The following is a 17,585-nucleotide window of genomic DNA, read 5'->3' as shown; positions in this document are numbered from 1 at the left end:
GCCAGTCCTCCATTCTCTCCTGCAAGAAACAGGATGCAAAGCGCCAGCGCTTTGCATCCTGTTTGATTGAGCATCTTGTCCTTACTTAGCTTGGTTAGCCAGGAAAGCGTCAATTTGACTTTGCAGTTCAGCTTGAATTTTGTCGATGCCGGCTGCTTTCAGCTGTTTCTGCAGCGTGTCGAGACCTTTCGCCGTATCCGGAATCAGACCGTATTCCAAAGGCACGCCGTAGCGCATCATTACGTTGCCGACGTTTGTTACTTCGTTCAGTACTTTCGAGTTATCAAAAACGAACGTTTCAAGCGGGTAGTGGTACACTTGTGCCGACCATTTCTTCTGAACGTCCTGCGCCGCTTGCGGGAACATGGTATCCACACGGTTCAGCGGGGAGTTCCAAGCCCAGTTCGAGAAGCTGTTGAAATCGCCGAATTTGTCCGTTTTGGTGTATTGGTTATCGCCAACCGGCTCGTAATGCGTACCGGAAATACCGTACATGATCAAATCGTGAAGCGTCTTGTCGTTTTGAAGCAAGTCGAGCACCATCAGAGCACGCTCCGGATTTTTGGAGGTTGCATGCACGGCAACACCGTTTTGCGTCGAAATCGCTTCCGATTTCTTGCTGTCCGGAGTCAAGTCCGCAAGCGCCGCTTTCCATTCCGGATGATCTTTGTTCACGGTTGCCAGGATACCGCCAAGCGCCGTTACGTTATGAGACATCGAAGCTACTTTGCCCGCCTTGAAATCGCCTGTTGTATCGCCTTTGTTAGTCAAGGCGTTGCGCGACCAGCCGCCATTGTCGGCGAGCTCTTTGTAATAAGCAAGCAGATCTTTAAACTCAGGCGTATCATAGATATTGAATACTTGACCTTTTGGATCGTCTACTTTATAAGCGAGCGGTACATCGCCGAGCATGTTCCAGCCATTCTTCTGCAGCAAAAGCTGCTTGTCCAGGTTATGCGTTTTGGAATCGCTAGCTTCGAGACCGTATGGCGTGATGCCTTTCTCGTTCTTCGCTACCGCTTCCAGATATGCCTTGTAGGTCTCTGGGCTATTAATCGGCTGCAGGTTGTATTTCTCGAGCAGATCGCCGCGGTACAAAATAAGCTTGTCGGTAAATTCGGTGTTTTGGTTTTGCGGCACCATGTACACTTTGCCATTAATTTTGGCTTGGTCCCACTTCACTTTAGGCATGGCAGCCCAAGTCTGCGGCATGTATTTCTCGAGCAGATCGTCCGTCAGCTCGAGGAAGCCGCCCTTAAGCGCCTGCTGGTTGTACTGCGCCCAGTTCGAGGTATAAATAAGGTCGAAGTCTTCGCCTGCCGCGAACTTTAGCGGATACTTCTGCGACCAGTCGGACCAGTCGAGGAACTCCGTATCCAAGGTTGCGTTTACTTTTTCCTGAAGCTGCTTGTTGATTTCGCCAAATACTTGATCATAATCGGCCGGTTTTGGTCCAAGCATGATCATCTTCAGCTTAACCGCCTGGGATGTGTCGACCTTGTCGTCAGCAGCCGGGCTTGTTGACGCATTGCCGTTTTTGTTGCCTGCATTATTGCTAGCTGCTTCGTTGTTGCCGCTGTTGCCGCATGCGCTGAGAATCATCGATGCTGCCAGTACGCTAGACAGCGCCAGACCCCATTTTTTCTTCATCATGATGCCTTCCCCCTTAAATGTATGAATGCCAGGAAAACTTTATAATAAACCAGGTTGCCCTGTGTTTATCCTTTTACCGCGCCAATCGTTAAGCCTTGCACAAAGTATTTCTGAATAAACGGATAAGCGAACAGGATCGGGCCGCACGCGACCACCGTCATCGCCATCTTCAAATTTTCTCCCGGAATATTGGCGTCCACTACTCCACCGGCTCCAAGCATCGCTTTACGCATGCCTTCAAGGTTGCCGAGCATCTGATACAAGTAATATTGCAGCGGCATGAGCTTGTCGTCGGAAATAAACAGAAGCGCGCTATACCAATCGTTCCAGTGGCCAAGCGCCAGAAACAGTCCTACTGTTGCGAGTGCCGGCTTGGAAAGAGGGAGAATGAGACTAATGAAAATCCGGAAATCACCGGCGCCGTCGATTTTGGCCGATTCGGATATCGCATCCGGAATACCGGCAAGGAACGCCCGCATGACCATGATATAAAACACATTGATCAGCGATGGAATGATAAGGGCCGCCAAAGTATTTTTCATATCCAGATAGTTCACGATAAGCAGGTACCAAGGAACAAGCCCGCCGCTGAACAACGTCGTAAAGAAGAAATAGAATGCGAAATGATTGCGCCACTTGAAATCTTTGCGGCAAAGCACGTATGCCGTCATGGCTGTCAGGAATAATCCAACCGCCGTACCGATTGCGGTGACGGTTATCGTTACCCCGTAAGACTGCAGAATGTCATCAGGGTATTTAAAAATCATCCGATAGGCATCCGTTGAGAAAATCGTAGGAATTAAGGTATAACCGTGCATTCGGATCGCTTCTTCATCGGAGAACGAAGACGACAGAATAATGACGAATGGCACGATACAGATTAGCGCAAACACCGCCAACGTTACGTAACCAATGATGGCAAGCAGAAGCTTGTCCTTCTGTTGGCGTCTAGCAGCCGCTCCACTCATTTTGTTGTCCCTCCCCGTTTAGAATAATGCGCGATCTTTGTCGTATTTGCGTACGGCGTAGTTTACGGACAGGATGGTTACAAAACCAAGCACCGATTGGTAAACGCCTGCTGCCGAAGACATGCCGAAGTCGTTGGTATCCATCAGAAGGCGGAAGACAAACGTGTCAATGACGTCTGTTGCGGAGAACAGCATGCCGTTATTGCCTACCATGTTATAGAACATTCCGAAGTCCCCGCGGAAAATATTGCCTACAGCCAGGAGCATCAGGATGATGAAGGTAGGCGCAAGATTTGGAACCGTAACCTTCATAATGCGCTGAAACACGTTTGCTCCGTCCATTTCGGCTGCTTCATACATCTCGGTATCAATGGCCGTGATTGCGGCCAGGTACATCACCGTGCCGTACCCAAGGGTCTTCCAGGTGTGGAAGAACAACAGAATATACGGCCAATAGGATGGGGTATTATAGATATCGATCCGTTCCAAACCCAAAGATGTCAATACACTGTTGATTGTGCCCACGTCGTAGCTGAAGAAGTTGTAAGCGATCGAGCCTACGACAACCCAGGAGATGAAGTACGGCAGGAACAGAGCGGATTGCATAATTTTACGGAACCATTTGCCTCCGACTTCAAACAGCAGGATGGCTGCGGCGATCTGCAGCACATTGCTGAGCACCATAAAGCCGATGTTGTACAAAGCGGTATTTCTCGTTACGCGCCAGGCATCGCCGGATTGAAAGAAGAATTTGAAATTATCCAATCCGATCCAGGGACTTCCGAAGATGCCGCCTTTGTAATCGAACTGCTTGAAGGCGATCACGATTCCTGCCATCGGTACGTACGAGAACAGCAGGATCAGCAGAACGGCCGGTGATATCATCAATAGCAGCGTTCGGTATTTCACGATATCGCGCCAGAAGGTATGGCGTCTTTCAGTCATTTACGCTCTACTCCTTTCTTATGTCTGTGCCTTTATTATAAAAAAAGGATAAGATTCGACATAAGTAAGCCGAGCAACTAAAACTAAAACAAATCCACGTTCGTGTTTAGATTTTTTTCTTTTTCCGGTATTCACCCGGCGTCATGCCAGTGGCCTGTTTGAACATGCGGTTAAAGTAAATGACGTTCTTATAGCCTACCCTCTCGGCAATTTCATAGACCTTCAGCCTAGGATCGTCCAGCATGACGCTTGCCTTCCTGATTCTTATGTCATTCAGGTAGTCGCTGAATGCGACCCCGGTCTCTTCCTTAAAGAGAAACCCCAGGTAATTGGGCGTAAAATGAAATTGGGCAGCTACCTCCTTCAGCGTGACCCTTTGGACCAAGTGCTCCTCCATATAGCCTATAATGTCGGCGATAAGCTTGCGGTCTTGTTTGCGGCGCTTATGGAATAAAAGCTCGGACAGCTCGAAGAACCGTCTTCGCAGCCACGATACGATATCATTCATCGTTTCGAATTCGAAAAGCATGTCCGGTTGTTGGGCTTCCCAGTTCAGGAGACCGTATAAATCCTCGTTCAGCAGCTGCAAATCACTATGCAGCTTGGACGTAATCCGAACGATCAGGTCGTAAGCCTCGCTTTTGCGAAGAGGACCATAGTCCTGCCAGAATAGCGCGATCAGGCAGTCGTCGATCTTTACGAGATCATAATCAAGAATGGCCTGAAGCATGTCGCTGACTAACTGCTCCACTCCGGCAGCTGCCGGCTTGCCAAGGGCCCGGGACGAGGCGTCGCGTATCAGCCGGTCTTTGCCCATAATCCATTTGATGCTTAGAGCCGTCTCCGCTTGACGGTATGAATCATGAAGCTCCTGTTCTCGGTGGGCTAAATCTCCTAGGCCAATCGTTATGGTGAACGGGAAATACGCTTTATAGGCACGGATCAGCTTTTCCAGCTGGCCGCCTTCTTTGTCCACGCCTGAAGCCAGCAGAACAAAACGGTTGTCGAAGCCGTTCATGAAATCGCCAAGACCTTCTTTTTGTACAAAGGTTTTGAGGAAGTCTTCCACCTCCAGCCACAGCGCCCGCTTCTCCTCAACCGTCTTGTCCTTTGCATACCGCTCCAGATCATCGGTCTCTATTAATGCCGCTGCAACCCCTGCTTCCAGATATGGTTCAAGAAATGCGGCCACCCGCTCCTCTACGGGCCCTGGGGAGGCTTCACGGAACCAGCGCAACAGCAATTCCCTTTGCACATAAGGCAGCGCCTCCTGCACCGTAGACCGGTTCCGCCGGTCTTCCCTTACCTTGGCGCATACGCCGTTCACCGTTGCTTTCAGATCCTCGTCATCAACGGGCTTAAGCAGATAATCATACGCCTTTAACTGGATTGCTTCCTTCGCGTAATGGAAATCTTCATGCCCGCTTATAAAGACGATGCGCACATCCGGCTGAAGCTCCTTTGCTCTGCGCGCAAATTCAATGCCCGACATAATCGGCATTCGTATATCCGTGAGAATAATGTCGATTTTCTCCTTCTCCATAATCGAAAGCGCGGCAAACCCGCTTTTGGCCGTTCCAACGACCCGAAGCCCTTGAAAGCCGCCATTCTCCACCCTCACCTGCAGCCATTCCAAATCGATCGCTTCGTCGTCAACAAGCAGCATCGTAATGTCCATTTATTTTCTCTCCTTTTTCCCGGGGTAGCTCGGCTCGTCATTCATTTCGCTTGCTTCCGTCTGAATGGGAAGCTGCAGCCTCACGGTCGTACCTCCGCCATACACGCTCGCGATTTGCACGCCGTATTCGTGGCCGTAACGCAGCTTGATTCTTTCCTCCACATTCTTGTAGCCGTAAGCGTTAGAGGGCGTCGTGCTTCGCCGCACGCGATCAATCGTCTCTTGCCTCATGCCGATTCCGGTATCGATTATTTTCAGCTCAAGATTGTTTCCAACACGCCGCGCCGTTAGTCGAATGGCAATCGTCTCGCCAAACCAGGCATGCTTAAATATATTCTCAACGAATGGCTGATACAGAAGCTTGATGATTCTGACCTCGCTTACTTCCGGCTCCATGTCTACGTACACCTTAAACGAGTCTGCGTATTTGACCTTCTGGATATCGAGATAAGCTTGAACCTGCTCGAGCTCCTTGTGAAGCGGAATAAGCACCTGTCCGTTGTTCAACGTAAGCCGGTAGAACCGGGAGAGCTTCTTCACCATTTCGGTAACTTCCTTTGTTTTGCCCAGATTGTTCAGACTGCTGATCGTCGACAGCGTATTGTATAGAAAATGGGGATTGATCTGCGCCTGAAGCGCCTCAAGCTCCGCCTGCTTCCTCCGGATGCCCTGCCTGTACACATCTTGAATCAGGTTCTCGATACTGGCAGCCATATTATTGAAGGAATGAGCGATAAGCACAAATTCGTCATTGCCGCTCATCATAAGCCTACGGTCGAGATTGCCGTCCTGGAAGGAACGTACATGGGAAACGATCCTCTTCATTCTTCTTCCGGACAAAGTGGCAACGGCGAAGCCGATAGCTCCCATAACGACAAAGCTGATCGCGCAGATCAAGCCCAGCGTAAGCTGGAGACGCTTGGCATCCTTGTTCAAGTAATCGTGAGGAACCTGAATTTCGATGGCGAAAGGCGTCTCTTCAAGGTCCTCCCTCAGATTCAAGTAAGCTTCGTCCTTCTTCAAGGCCGAAGACGGGGTGCGCGAGTATATGACTTCATCATTGGCACGGTCGATGACGCGCAGGCTTAGCCCCTGCTCATCCGGATACTTCGTCAAGTTGCTAAGCAGACCGTCAAAGTTGACGGTTATCCGGATATAGCCGATAACGGTCTGATAATCGCCGAATGAAACAAGCTTCCTAATATGGGATACGTTGTTCAGCTGATGATCCGTGTCGGCCTGGATCCAGACGTTCGTGTCCTTGCTTTTCGTCTTTAGCTCCTGAAACCAGGTGCGGTTCTTCAGTGCGGAATAGGATTGCACAAAATATTCGCTTTTGGTAATCGGAGTTTCGTCGGCATACTGCTTGCCCGTCTCTCCTATGTCCGGATTAACGGCGTATAGGGTCAACCGGATCGGACTGCCGTACAAATCCAGCGGAGCATTGAGCTGCGGCAAGATGTCATCAATCATCGTGTAATACATTTCCAGTCGGTCTCCATGCTTCTGCAAAGCCTGCTGGAAGGCTAGGTTGCCAAACAGAAGGTCCGAGATCCGCTGAATTTCGGTCATTCTGTAGTCGGCATTGTTTCTGGTTTGTTCGAGTGCCGCCCGAATACCCGTCTCGGCAACCTCGGTGCGCGATTTCACGAGCATGCCGTACGATACGAAGCCAATAACGATGTCGGTGACGAAAACCAGTACCAGATAGGGAATCATCATTTTATAAGTAAACGGTAAATATCTTCGAATGGAAAAAAGACGCACCATTGCACACCTGCCTTTAAAAAAATAGTTCGAGCGACAGCTATCGGCCAGGAATAAAACGGAAAAAACCGGAGACACCTATAAGGTCATCCCCGGTAAACTTTGAGGCAAAACTTAACGATTAACTGAATTTCAACCTTTTACTTCATATACTTTCCATTATTTACGCTTTTCATTTTGATGTGAGGATCGTCACATTCAACCTGCTGTTTCTAAACTTGCTGCATCCGAGCAAATGGAGAAATACTCCCCCTAATTTTTTGTCCCACCTTCCGCTCATTAAGCGCTTCCAACTCATCTGCAAATCCAGTGTAGGGCATACACGTAAGCTTTGGACATACAGCAACGCAACGATAAATAATACAATTCAACGACGTATTGGACCAATGCTCGCAATCAAATCCCATTGTAATATGGGTAAAACAAATCTCAATGAACAGATCCCGATAAATGTCGATCATCGCCAAGAAAATCTTGATAGTCTATTTTTCATGCGCCGTACATATTCTCTATTTGTCCCTCTTTTCCCGGTAATCCCGTTAAATTATCAGATTTGCGTGAAGATTGGATGAATTTTTGCAACTTGGATTGATTTCGGTTTGATAACGTTTTATAAAGAGGATAAGTGCAAATTTTTTCTACCATTTGCTACTTCAATAAAGCTAATAGGAGATGATTGGATGGACGCTACAGTTCCTAACGCAGGCAAATGCCCGGTGATGCATGGAAGCGCTACAAGCTTCAAATCTAGTGGTACTTCAAATAGAGATTGGTGGCCCAATCAGCTGAACCTTAACATTCTGCACCAGCATGACAGAAAATCGAATCCTATGGGTGAAGACTTTGACTACGCGGAACAATTCAACAAGCTTGACTACCAGGCCCTTAAACAGGATCTTCGCCATTTAATGACGGACAGCCAGGAATGGTGGCCGGCCGATTACGGACATTACGGCCCGTTCTTTATACGCATGGCCTGGCACTCCGCGGGTACATACCGGACCGGCGACGGACGCGGCGGTGCCGGCAGCGGCACGCAGCGCTTCGCTCCCCTTAACAGCTGGCCGGACAACGGCAACCTGGATAAAGCGCGCCGCCTGCTCTGGCCGATCAAGCAAAAATACGGCAATAAAATTTCCTGGGCCGACCTGATGATCCTGACGGGCAACGTAGCCATTGAATCCATGGGCGGCAAGACGTTCGGATTCGGGGGCGGACGCGAGGACGTCTGGCATCCGGAAGAAGATATTTACTGGGGCAACGAAAAGGAATGGCTGGGCGACAATCGCTACTCCGGCGAACGGGATCTGGAAAATCCGCTTGCCGCCGTACAGATGGGTCTCATCTACGTCAACCCGGAAGGTCCCAACGGTAAGCCCGATCCGGCCGGAAGCGCCCGCGACATTCGCGAAACGTTCGGCCGCATGGGCATGAACGATGAAGAAACCGTCGCGCTTGTTGCCGGCGGGCATACCTTTGGCAAGGCGCACGGCGCTGGCGACGCCTCTCTTGTTGGTCCTGACCCGGAAGCAGCTCCACTCGAAGCGCAAGGTCTTGGCTGGCTAAGCTCGCATGGCTCCGGCAAAGGCCGCGACGCCATCACGAGCGGCGTTGAAGGCGCGTGGACGCCAAATCCGACCCAGTGGGACAACGGCTTTTTCGATATGCTGTTCGGTTACGAATGGGAGCTGTCCAAGAGCCCTGCCGGCGCGCATATCTGGGTAGCGGTCAATCCTGACGAGAATCATCTTGCGCCGGACGCGGAAGACGCATCCGTCCGTGTTCGGACCATAATGACCACGGCCGACATGGCTTTGAGAGTGGATCCCGAATACGAAAAAATCTCCCGCCGTTACCACCAGAATCCGGAGGAGTTCGCGGACGCTTTCGCCCGCGCGTGGTTTAAGCTGACTCACCGCGACATGGGACCCCGGGACAGGTATCTCGGACCCGAAGTTCCAACCGAAGAGCTGATCTGGCAGGATGTTGTACCGGCTGTGGATTATACCTTGTCCGATGAAGAGATTGCCGAGCTGAAAACTAAAATTTTGGATTCGGGTCTCACCGTCAGCGAGCTGGTCACTACGGCATGGGCGTCGGCCAGTACCTTCCGCATTTCGGATAAACGCGGCGGCGCCAACGGAGCCCGTATCCGGCTTGCTCCGCAGCAGGATTGGGAAGTCAATCAGCCGCAGCAGCTCACTAAGGTCCTGACGATTCTCGAAGGCATTCAAGAGGACTTGGACAAAAAAGTCAGCATCGCCGACCTGATTGTGCTGGGCGGCAGCGCCGCGGTCGAAAAAGCCGCGCGCGATGCGGGCTTTAACGTCACGGTTCCATTCTCCCCGGGGCGCGGCGATGCCACGCAGGAGCAAACCGATGAAGAAAGCTTTGCGGTCCTGGAGCCGGTCGCCGACGGCTTCCGCAACTATCTGAAGAAGCAATACAGCGTATCCGCCGAAGAGCTTCTGGTTGACAAGGCACAATTGCTGAACCTGACCGCGCCGGAAATGACCGTTCTTGTCGGCGGCCTGCGCGTGCTGGGCACCAACCACGGCGGCACCCAGCATGGCGTGTTCACCGACCGAGCGGGCACTCTTACCAACGACTTTTTCGTGAAGCTGCTCGACATGAACATTGCGTGGGAGCCTAGAGATGGCGGCATCTATTACGGCCGCAACAAGTCGACTGGCCGGGTTGACCGCACGGCAACGCGAGTGGATCTCGTGTTTGGCTCGAACTCCATCCTTCGCGCGATTGCCGAAGTGTATGCGCAGGACGACAACCGAGAGAAGTTTGTTCGCGACTTTGTGGCCGCTTGGGTTAAAGTGATGAACGCGGATCGTTACGACCTTCGTGTGAACTAATTCTTTCTTATATAAACAGCCTGCCCGAGGTTCTCGGGCAGGCTGTTTAATTTACTATTCTCTCCTTCCATGCCCTCCGGCTATAAAAATGTCCTTACGATCTATAATCCTGTCCTGTTTCTCCCTGACCGGAAATGATTAACTATACATGAACGCACACTCAATGCGAAGGGCTGGTGTATTGATGAAATCGAAGTTTTTTGAAAGCGGTGTCAAAGGCTTGGTTCTACTCCTGTTGTTGCTGTTTGTTCTGCCCGGTGCGGCAAGCGCAACTCCCTCAACGCAAAGCAGCAGCTTTTATAACGTGATTTTCCAGGACGGCGCGGACCCTTGGATCTACAAGCATACCGACGGCTTCTATTACTTCACGAAAACAACCGGCGGCGACGTGACCATCTGGAAATCCAGCTCGCTTACGGGCGTTGACGCCGGGACCAAAAGAGTGATCTCGACCGGCTGCTGCAATGTCTGGGCTCCCGAGATTCATTACGTCAACGGTGCCTGGTACATTTATTACGCCAAGGATGACGGCAATAACGACAATCACCGCATGTACGTTCTGGAAAATACCTCCGCCGATCCCATGACGGGCACATGGGTGAACAAGGGACAAATTACCGACTCGACGAACCGCTGGGCGATCGACGGAACCGTGCTTCAAGTAAATAGCAATCTGTATTTCATATGGTCAGGCTGGGAAGGGACAACAAATGTCTCGCAAAAGCTGTATATCGCCCATATGAGCAATCCGTGGACGATCGACTCGGCCCGGGTTGAAATCGCGCATCCGACCTATTCGTGGGAGACGAATACTTCCCCTTCGGTTAACGAGGGGCCGCAAGTCATCGTCCGCAATGGCGTGATCAGTCTTGTCTACTCGGCTAGCGGAAGCTGGACGGACGGCTATTGCTTGGGGCTGATTACCGCAAATACGGGCAGCAACCTGCTGCAGGCTTCTTCATGGACCAAGCGCGGCCAGCCCATCTTCAAATCCGGCAACGGCTTGTATGGCCCGGGTCATCATTCTTTCACGAAATCTCCTGATGGAACGGAGGATTGGATTGTCTATCACACGGCCAAATACGCCGGCAGCGGGTGGAATCGAGAAATCCGTGCCCAGAGGTTTACCTGGAACGCCGACAATACTCCAAATCTCGGATCCCCGGCAGCCCCGAATACGCCAATTGCGATCCCTTCAGGTGATACGACCCGTGCCCGTTATGAAGGAGAGGCTGGCGTTTTCGGCGGAATTGCGTATGCTTCCTCCAGTCCGAACGGTTCCGGCGGAAGCAAAGCCGGTCACATCGATACGGCAGACAGTTATGTAGAATTTGACGTCTATGCGGCAACGGCGGGAAATTATGTGCTGTCCGCGCGCACCGGCAATGGCACTGCTGGATTGGACTGGTCCTATTGGATTATGACGATCAATAATTCAAGCTCAAGCAACTTTTACATTACGAATAAAGGCTGGGAGAACTGGGGGGCTTCCGTCGCGCGTATCACATTAAACGCCGGCTGGAACAAAATCCGTTTTTCCAAAGGGGAAGGTTACGGGGAGCTCGACTGCTTCGACCTGTTCCCGGCTTAATTCCATACCAAAAAACGCAACCAAACCGGTTGCGTTTTTTGGTTCAGCCGTTCGCTTTCCGGTAATCCCCCGGCGTTAATCCCTCGTACCTTTTGAAAAAGCGAATAAAGCTGTTCGCGTTGTTGTAGCCGATATTGGCCGCGATCTCAGTAATGGTGTGATCCGTTTCCCTTAACAGCACCTTGCTGGCCTCAAGCCGTTTTACGGTCAGATATTCGAGGAGCGTTTTGCCTACCTCCTGCTTAAACATGCGGCTTAAATAAGCATGATGAAGATTAACCTGCTCCGAAATCGTTTCAACGGACAGATCGAGATGATAATTCTGGTCCATGTACGCCTTCACGATTTCAATATAGCCGTTCCTTTTTGGCTGCTGCTGCAAAGCTTCGCTTATTTTCCGTACGATGCCGCATGTCCACTGATGGATGGCATGAATCGTTTCTTTTGCCGCAAGCTCGCGGAACAGATTGTGGTTGGGCCCAAAAAGCTGATTCGTATTCATGTTCAGCTCATTCAAGCTCCGCAAAATATCTTCGACAATAAGACTATACGTTCGGAAAATAACCTCTTCGCTGAGCTTGGCGCGCGCCTTGATCTGCTCATACAGCTCGTTTAAATTGTTATGGGCTTCCTCCAGCTGTCCGGCCTTCAGGAAATTAATCTTCAAGCCGAGGACGGTACCTATAACAGCACCGCTCAAGTAAAAACGCTTGGCAGCGGCTGGACGGGAAGCGGTTTTGTAAACTTTATGAATGCGCCTGGCAGCGTGCAAATGAATGTGAACATTCCGGCCGAGAATGACTATGTGCTTGATATCAAATACGCCAATGGCGGAGGCAGCGCGGCGATTAAGCTTACGATTGACGGCGTTGTCGTGAATCCGTCCGTTACGATGCCAACCACGAACAGCTGGAACACCATATGGAGCAGCGTGCAGCAAGCGGTTCATTTGACGGCGGGCAGTCATGCGATTACCGTGGAAACCGTCGGTACGGCCTATATCAACCTGGATGCCGTTATAGCGACGGAGGTGACCGTGCCGCCGACTCCTGGTCCATTCGATGAGGCGTTGCAAGCGGAGGATGCCGCTCATAGCGCAGGTATTACGACAACCTCCTACGGATCCGGCTGGAATGGAAGCGGATATTCGAACTTTAATAACGGCCCGGGCTATATCGAATGGACGGCGGACGTTCCGGAAGCGAATTATACGCTGAAATTCGCTTATGCGAACGGCAGCGGCAGCCGTTCAATGAAATTGATCGTCGACGGCAAAGAAATAACGACCTTGAGCTTCCCCGGAACAGGGCACTGGAATCTGAATTGGTCCGAGGTCGCTTTCAGCCTGGATCTGACAGCCGGCGAACATACGATTCGTCTGGAGACAACAGGGACAAGCGGCCCGAATATAGACCAATTGCTATTCACTGGAAACTAACGGCTCTTCCTGTAAAGCAAGAGGGTTTCAATCGTCATTCGAGTGACGATTGAAACCCTCTCTTGCTTGATCCGTCGGCCAGCTTTATAGAGCCTGCGCATATTGTAAATTTGGTTATTCGTATAGGGCGATTACGGCTTTTCCCTGATTCACGATCCTCTTAATCAAATATTCCGGCTTAACGAGTTTAATGGCCCCGCCAAAACCTAATATATATTCCACGGCCTCCTGCTCCGCATTAAAGCGAAGCGTTGCCGGCATCATCCCGTCCACGGCCGGTGCAGCCATGTCGACCTTCTCGACAAACCGGTCCGTGAAGGTAAGGCGTCCGATAATCGACGGATGTACGAGAACCTGCACTTCAAACGTAGGAAGCGAACCGGCAAAGTCCAGCTTGCTTTGCTTCCAGTATTCCGCAAGCTCGAACCCGGCGGGCCGCTCAAATAATTCCCCGGTTGCTTCGGCTTTCCTGATTCTCGACACCCGGAAGCTCCGGTAGTCTCCGTCTTCGTTCATGGCAACCAAATACCAGGAGCTGCCCTTCGCTACCAGCCCCAAAGGACTAACCGTTCTTTCCGAGCCGGTTCCGTCGGCTTTCTGATAAGCTATGTTGATCTTGGCATCTTCCCATAACGCTTTTTGAATCGTGAGCAGCGCTTTATTCTTGTCCGCGGCAGGCTTCCACGTTCCGGTATCCATATAGATTTTCTCCATGTAACGCAACGCTTCGCTCTTGGAGGCATCGGGCAAGGAGGCCAGCAGCTTCTGACGGATATCCAGCCCCTTAATCTCCACGCCTAAATCCTTCAGCATTTGTTCGGCCGGAAGAATAAATAAAGCCTTTGTGTCCTCCAGCTTCAGGCCGCTTAAGTAGCTCCGGAAATGATCCATCAGCCTCCATCCGCCTGTTTTCCCCCGGTCCGCTATGACAGGCACGCCGGACAGACTAAGCGCATCCATATCGCGAAGAATCGTCCGGTCCGATACCTCGAGCTTTTTGGCAAGCTCCCTGGTCGTCATAATTTCATGATTCTGGAGCAAAATCATAATGCTAAGCAGGCGGTCCGCCCTCATTTCGCATTCACCTTCGTTTGTTTTATATATGACAAAAGATGTCGTCATTATAGTTTACAATGAGGAAAGAATCAATAAAGGCACACACTTATATTCAGGAGGCTTATATGGAGATGAAACCTTTACATGGAAAAATCGCTCTTGTAGCAGGAGGAACGCGGGGCGCCGGGCGTGGCATTGCCATAGAGCTGGGAGCGGCAGGCGCAACGGTGTATGTCACGGGGCGCACGACGCGGGCGCAAGTATCCGAATACAACCGGCCGGAAACCATCGAGGAGACAGCGGAGCTTGTTACGAAAGCGGGCGGACAAGGAATTGCCGTACAGGTGGATCATCTGGTCCCCGAACAAGTACAGGCTTTGGCGAACCGCATTGAGCGGGAGCATGGACGGCTTGATATTCTGGTCAATGATATATGGGGCGGCGAGAATCTCGTGGAATGGAATATTCCGGTATGGGAGCATTCGCTCGAGAAGGGGCTGCGCATGCTAAGGCTCGCCATTGATACCCATCTGATTACGAGCCATTTTGTTCTTCCTCTTCTTATCAAGAATAAGAACGGGTTGATTGTCGAGATGACGGACGGAACGGCCGAGTACAATCAGAATCATTACCGATTGTCGATGTATTACGATTTGGTCAAAAACTCTATCAATCGCATGGCTTGGGCGCTGGCTCAAGAAGTGAAGCCCCATGCATGCACGGCCGTTTCCTTGACGCCGGGCTGGCTTCGTTCCGAAATCATGCTGGAGATTTTTAAGGTAACGGAGGAGAATTGGCGGGATGCCGCGGCCGAAGAGCCCCATTTTATTATTTCCGAATCGCCCCGCTATGTGGGACGTGCCGTCGTTGCCCTTGCGGGAGATCCGGAAGCAAGCCGTTGGAATGGGCAATCCCTGTCAAGCGGCCAGCTTGCGCAGGTGTACGGCTTCACGGATGTGGACGGTTCGCAGCCCAACTGCATGCCTTATCTGGTTGAGGTTATTGAGGCGGGCAAACCGGCGAATACGACAGGTTACAGATAAAAAGAACGCCAAATCAATAACGCACTGCGGCGATGCCGGGCTTTTTGCGTACCCTTAGAGTCCTTGGGGACCTTAAGGGCCTTCTTCTTGCCCGGGCGAAGGAGGGTTAAGGCCCATTACATGATGGACCTTAACCTGGGCCGTAGAGCCTTTCCCGATTGCTTTAGCGTTTAGCGGCTAACTGCCGCTTTATCCTTCTCCGCCTTCTTCCCGGGAAGCGGCAGACCCAAATTCCCGCGCAGCGTGCTGCTCTCGTATTCGGTACGAAACAGTCCCCGCCGCTGCAGCTCCGGAATGACGAGCTCGATAATGTCTTCGAATCCGCCCGGGAAATACGGCGACATGATATTGAAGCCATCCGCTCCTTCATTCAGGAACCATTCCTCCAGCTGATCGGCAATTTGCGAAGGCGTTCCGACGATTTCGCGGTGTCCGCGAGCCCCCGCAATTCGTTCGTACACGGCGCGGATCGAAGTTAAATTCTCGCGCCTTGCTATTTCCCGGATAATATTGTACCGGATGCGAGGATTGGTCTTATCCTCTATCGAGCTTATATCAGGCAGCGGCTCATCCACATCGTAACCGGACAAATCGATATTGGTAAATCCGGACAGATAAGCCAGACCAACCTCCGGCAGAATGTAGCCGTTCAGCTCCTTCTGCTTCGCCAGCGCTTCCTCTTCGGTCTTGGCGACCGTAATAAAGACGCCCGGCATAATTTTCAGCTCGTCTCTTTCACGTCCGTATTTGGCCAGCCTACCCTTCACGTCCCGGTAAAAAGCCTGCGCCTCCTCCAGCGTCTGCCACGCCGTAAAGATAACCTCGGCCGTCTTGGCCGCCAGCTCCTTGCCGGACTCGGATGAGCCGGCCTGCACGATAACCGGATTGCCATGCGGGCTGGCCGGATTATCGAGCGTGCCCGTTACTTTGAACCATTTGCCGTCATGATCGACAGGGTGCACTTTATCAACATCCAGGAACCGTCCTTGCTCCTTGTCGATCACAAGCGCATCGGCTTCAATGGATTGCCACAGCTTCTGAACAAGCTCAACAAATTCCTCCGCCCGCTCGTAACGGCTTGCATGCTCCAAATGCTTATCCTTGCCAAACAGGAAGGACTCCTTGTCATTAGCGGAAGTAACGACATTCCAGGCTGCGCGGCCGCCCGACAGGTGGTTGATCGAGCCGAACTTGCGTGCGACATGGAAAGGCTCGTTATAAGTGGTTGTTAAGGTAGCGGCTAACCCGATTTTCTCTGTTACGGCTGCAAGCGCCGAGATTAGAATAACCGGATCCAGCTTAAGCGCGGAGCTGGAATGCTTATTCAGATTGGAGCCAAAGCCGTCCGCGAAAAAGATCATGTCGAACTTAGCGCGTTCCGCCGTGCGGGCGATCTCCGATAAATACGCTAGATCAAAGGTACGGTCCGCCCCGGAATCAGGATGTCTCCAGCTCGCCACATGATGTCCGGGCAGCATGATAAAAGCACCTAGCTTCATTTGTCTTACCGTCATCTTCACCACTCCATCTCTTCTTATATATTCAGGTTTTCCTTATTTCTTGGCGTAGGAATTAAACTCGTTGGTATACAAGTCTTCCGCCTTAACCTGCCCTTTCTTCAAATCGCCGTTAGCGACCAGCCAGTCAATCCAGACCTGGTATTCTCCCGGCGTTATGACGCCTCCGGCCTGCGCAATCCCGGTGCTCTTCCAATATTTCAGGTTTTCGGTCGGTTCGTTGGGGTCACGCTTCTTGATAATCGCCTCGAACCTCCGAATGACCTCTTCCCGCGGGGTCGTGCGCGCCCATTCAATAGCCTTGGCCACCCCTTCAACAAACTGCCTCACCGTGTCCGGGTTATTCTTGATATACTCCTCCCGGAAGAAATAATCGCCTGCCGTAAATTCGGTCTTATAAACGTCCGTATCCTTAAAGAGCTCAACGATGCCCCCTTTGTCCAGGGCACGGTCTCTTGCGATACCGCTCATGAGCACAACGTCAATCTGCTTGCTGCGGAGAATTTGCTCGGCATTTGCGGATGGGATCGTCACGAGCGTCACTTGTTCGATCTCCTTCTCGGTTAAGCCGCCTTTCCTTAAATAATCCTTCGTAACAAATTCCAAGTGTGCCCCCAGCGTATTCACGCCGACTTTTTTGCCGATAAAATCCTTCGGGGATTTAATCGAGCTGTCAGCCAGCACGTAAGCGCCGATGTAAGTGTTCTTATCGCTGCCGTACGAGCCGATAACGGATTTAATCTTTACGTTTTGCGAGATGGATTTGATAATCGCCCCGTTAAAAGCCGAGCCAAAATCAATCTGTTTGGTTGCCGTTAATTGAATGCTTTCCGGTCCGCCCGTCGTGCTCCCGATCGATTCCAGCTCCAAATCGCCCAGGTACCCCAAATCCTTCGCCAGCTCCGGAAACGATACGCTTCCCGGCGCCGAGTTGTACTGAAGCACCTTGTCTTCTTCCCCCGGCTTGGCTTTGCTCTCCGAGCATCCTGCAAGCAAAGCGCTAACTAAGCCCATCGTTAACAGAAATGCCTGAACGTGAGTAAATCGTTTCTTCATAGGATC

Annotated in this window: 13 protein-coding genes; 4 read left to right on the top strand and 9 right to left on the bottom strand. The window is 51.4% G+C overall.

Annotated elements, in window-relative coordinates; translation table 11 throughout:
* Nucleotides 1-81 precede the first annotated feature (81 nt).
* The 5 genes from EV294_RS02630 to EV294_RS02610 all read right to left on the bottom strand — a co-directional run bounded on the left by EV294_RS02630 (nucleotide 82) and on the right by EV294_RS02610 (nucleotide 7,014).
* Nucleotides 82-1,653, bottom strand: coding sequence for an extracellular solute-binding protein (locus tag EV294_RS02630; protein WP_132303507.1), 1,572 nt, complete (start codon nucleotides 1,651-1,653; stop codon nucleotides 82-84).
* A 65-nt stretch (nucleotides 1,654-1,718) separates the two neighbouring features.
* Nucleotides 1,719-2,621 carry a carbohydrate ABC transporter permease gene (locus EV294_RS02625; protein ID WP_132303505.1) on the bottom strand — a complete coding sequence of 301 codons (903 nt, stop codon included), beginning with the start codon at nucleotides 2,619-2,621 and terminating at the stop codon, nucleotides 1,719-1,721.
* An 18-nt stretch (nucleotides 2,622-2,639) separates the two neighbouring features.
* The gene (locus EV294_RS02620; protein WP_132303503.1) at nucleotides 2,640-3,566 is read right to left on the bottom strand and encodes an ABC transporter permease; all 927 of its coding nucleotides are present in this window, start codon (nucleotides 3,564-3,566) and stop codon (nucleotides 2,640-2,642) included.
* A 106-nt stretch (nucleotides 3,567-3,672) separates the two neighbouring features.
* Entirely contained in the window at nucleotides 3,673-5,244 is a 1,572-nt protein-coding gene (locus tag EV294_RS02615) for a response regulator transcription factor (RefSeq protein WP_132303501.1), read from the bottom strand.
* On the bottom strand, nucleotides 5,245-7,014 hold the full coding sequence (locus EV294_RS02610; RefSeq protein WP_132303500.1) for a sensor histidine kinase: 1,770 nt from the start codon (nucleotides 7,012-7,014) through the stop codon (nucleotides 5,245-5,247).
* A gap of 677 nt (nucleotides 7,015-7,691) precedes the next feature.
* On the opposite strand from EV294_RS02610, the gene katG reads away from it, so the two are divergent.
* The gene (gene katG, locus EV294_RS02605; protein ID WP_132303499.1) at nucleotides 7,692-9,878 is read left to right on the top strand and encodes a catalase/peroxidase HPI; all 2,187 of its coding nucleotides are present in this window, start codon (nucleotides 7,692-7,694) and stop codon (nucleotides 9,876-9,878) included.
* Between the two features lie 184 nt (nucleotides 9,879-10,062).
* Nucleotides 10,063-11,469 (top strand): family 43 glycosylhydrolase, encoded by a 1,407-nt coding sequence (locus EV294_RS02600; protein ID WP_132303497.1) that lies wholly within the window; start codon nucleotides 10,063-10,065, stop codon nucleotides 11,467-11,469.
* A gap of 43 nt (nucleotides 11,470-11,512) precedes the next feature.
* Here the strand turns inward: EV294_RS02600 and EV294_RS02595 are convergent, their stop codons facing one another.
* Nucleotides 11,513-12,136: a helix-turn-helix transcriptional regulator gene (locus EV294_RS02595; protein WP_132303495.1), complete on the bottom strand. Its 624-nt coding sequence runs from the start codon at nucleotides 12,134-12,136 to the stop codon at nucleotides 11,513-11,515.
* Here EV294_RS02595 and EV294_RS02590 point away from each other — a divergent pair.
* Nucleotides 12,092-12,907 carry a carbohydrate-binding protein gene (locus tag EV294_RS02590; protein ID WP_132303493.1) on the top strand — a complete coding sequence of 272 codons (816 nt, stop codon included), beginning with the start codon at nucleotides 12,092-12,094 and terminating at the stop codon, nucleotides 12,905-12,907. The genes EV294_RS02595 and EV294_RS02590 overlap by 45 nt on opposite strands.
* Nucleotides 12,908-13,021: 114 nt before the next feature.
* Here the strand turns inward: EV294_RS02590 and EV294_RS02585 are convergent, their stop codons facing one another.
* Nucleotides 13,022-13,981 (bottom strand): helix-turn-helix transcriptional regulator, encoded by a 960-nt coding sequence (locus EV294_RS02585; protein WP_132303491.1) that lies wholly within the window; start codon nucleotides 13,979-13,981, stop codon nucleotides 13,022-13,024.
* 113 nt (nucleotides 13,982-14,094) lie between these two features.
* Between EV294_RS02585 and EV294_RS02580 the strand changes: the two genes are divergently transcribed.
* Nucleotides 14,095-15,006 carry an SDR family oxidoreductase gene (locus EV294_RS02580; protein ID WP_132303489.1) on the top strand — a complete coding sequence of 304 codons (912 nt, stop codon included), beginning with the start codon at nucleotides 14,095-14,097 and terminating at the stop codon, nucleotides 15,004-15,006.
* A gap of 170 nt (nucleotides 15,007-15,176) precedes the next feature.
* Here the strand turns inward: EV294_RS02580 and EV294_RS02575 are convergent, their stop codons facing one another.
* Entirely contained in the window at nucleotides 15,177-16,520 is a 1,344-nt protein-coding gene (locus EV294_RS02575; protein WP_132303487.1) for an LLM class flavin-dependent oxidoreductase, read from the bottom strand.
* 39 nt (nucleotides 16,521-16,559) lie between these two features.
* Nucleotides 16,560-17,579 (bottom strand): ABC transporter substrate-binding protein, encoded by a 1,020-nt coding sequence (locus EV294_RS02570; RefSeq protein WP_132303485.1) that lies wholly within the window; start codon nucleotides 17,577-17,579, stop codon nucleotides 16,560-16,562.
* Nucleotides 17,580-17,585 lie beyond the last annotated feature (6 nt).

Origin of the sequence: Paenibacillus sp. BK033, from assembly GCF_004345425.1 — a bacterium.
Taxonomy (GTDB): Bacteria; Bacillota; Bacilli; order Paenibacillales; family Paenibacillaceae; genus Pristimantibacillus.
The sequence above is the reverse complement of the archived record's forward strand: the minus strand, read 5'-3'. Positions and strand labels throughout refer to the sequence as shown.

What these genes read in the sequence shown, in the direction of transcription:
- EV294_RS02630 (WP_132303507.1), bottom strand. Translation starts at nt 1,653, where the DNA reads ATGATGAAGAAAAAATGGGGTCTGGCGCTGTCTAGCGTACTGGCAGCA.
- EV294_RS02625 (WP_132303505.1), bottom strand. Translation starts at nt 2,621, where the DNA reads ATGAGTGGAGCGGCTGCTAGACGCCAACAGAAGGACAAGCTTCTGCTT.
- EV294_RS02620 (WP_132303503.1), bottom strand. Translation starts at nt 3,566, where the DNA reads ATGACTGAAAGACGCCATACCTTCTGGCGCGATATCGTGAAATACCGA.
- EV294_RS02615 (WP_132303501.1), bottom strand. Translation starts at nt 5,244, where the DNA reads ATGGACATTACGATGCTGCTTGTTGACGACGAAGCGATCGATTTGGAA.
- EV294_RS02610 (WP_132303500.1), bottom strand. Translation starts at nt 7,014, where the DNA reads ATGGTGCGTCTTTTTTCCATTCGAAGATATTTACCGTTTACTTATAAA.
- katG (WP_132303499.1), top strand. Translation starts at nt 7,692, where the DNA reads ATGGACGCTACAGTTCCTAACGCAGGCAAATGCCCGGTGATGCATGGA.
- EV294_RS02600 (WP_132303497.1), top strand. Translation starts at nt 10,063, where the DNA reads ATGAAATCGAAGTTTTTTGAAAGCGGTGTCAAAGGCTTGGTTCTACTC.
- EV294_RS02590 (WP_132303493.1), top strand. Translation starts at nt 12,092, where the DNA reads ATGGGCTTCCTCCAGCTGTCCGGCCTTCAGGAAATTAATCTTCAAGCC.
- EV294_RS02585 (WP_132303491.1), bottom strand. Translation starts at nt 13,981, where the DNA reads ATGAGGGCGGACCGCCTGCTTAGCATTATGATTTTGCTCCAGAATCAT.
- EV294_RS02580 (WP_132303489.1), top strand. Translation starts at nt 14,095, where the DNA reads ATGAAACCTTTACATGGAAAAATCGCTCTTGTAGCAGGAGGAACGCGG.
- EV294_RS02575 (WP_132303487.1), bottom strand. Translation starts at nt 16,520, where the DNA reads ATGACGGTAAGACAAATGAAGCTAGGTGCTTTTATCATGCTGCCCGGA.
- EV294_RS02570 (WP_132303485.1), bottom strand. Translation starts at nt 17,579, where the DNA reads ATGAAGAAACGATTTACTCACGTTCAGGCATTTCTGTTAACGATGGGC.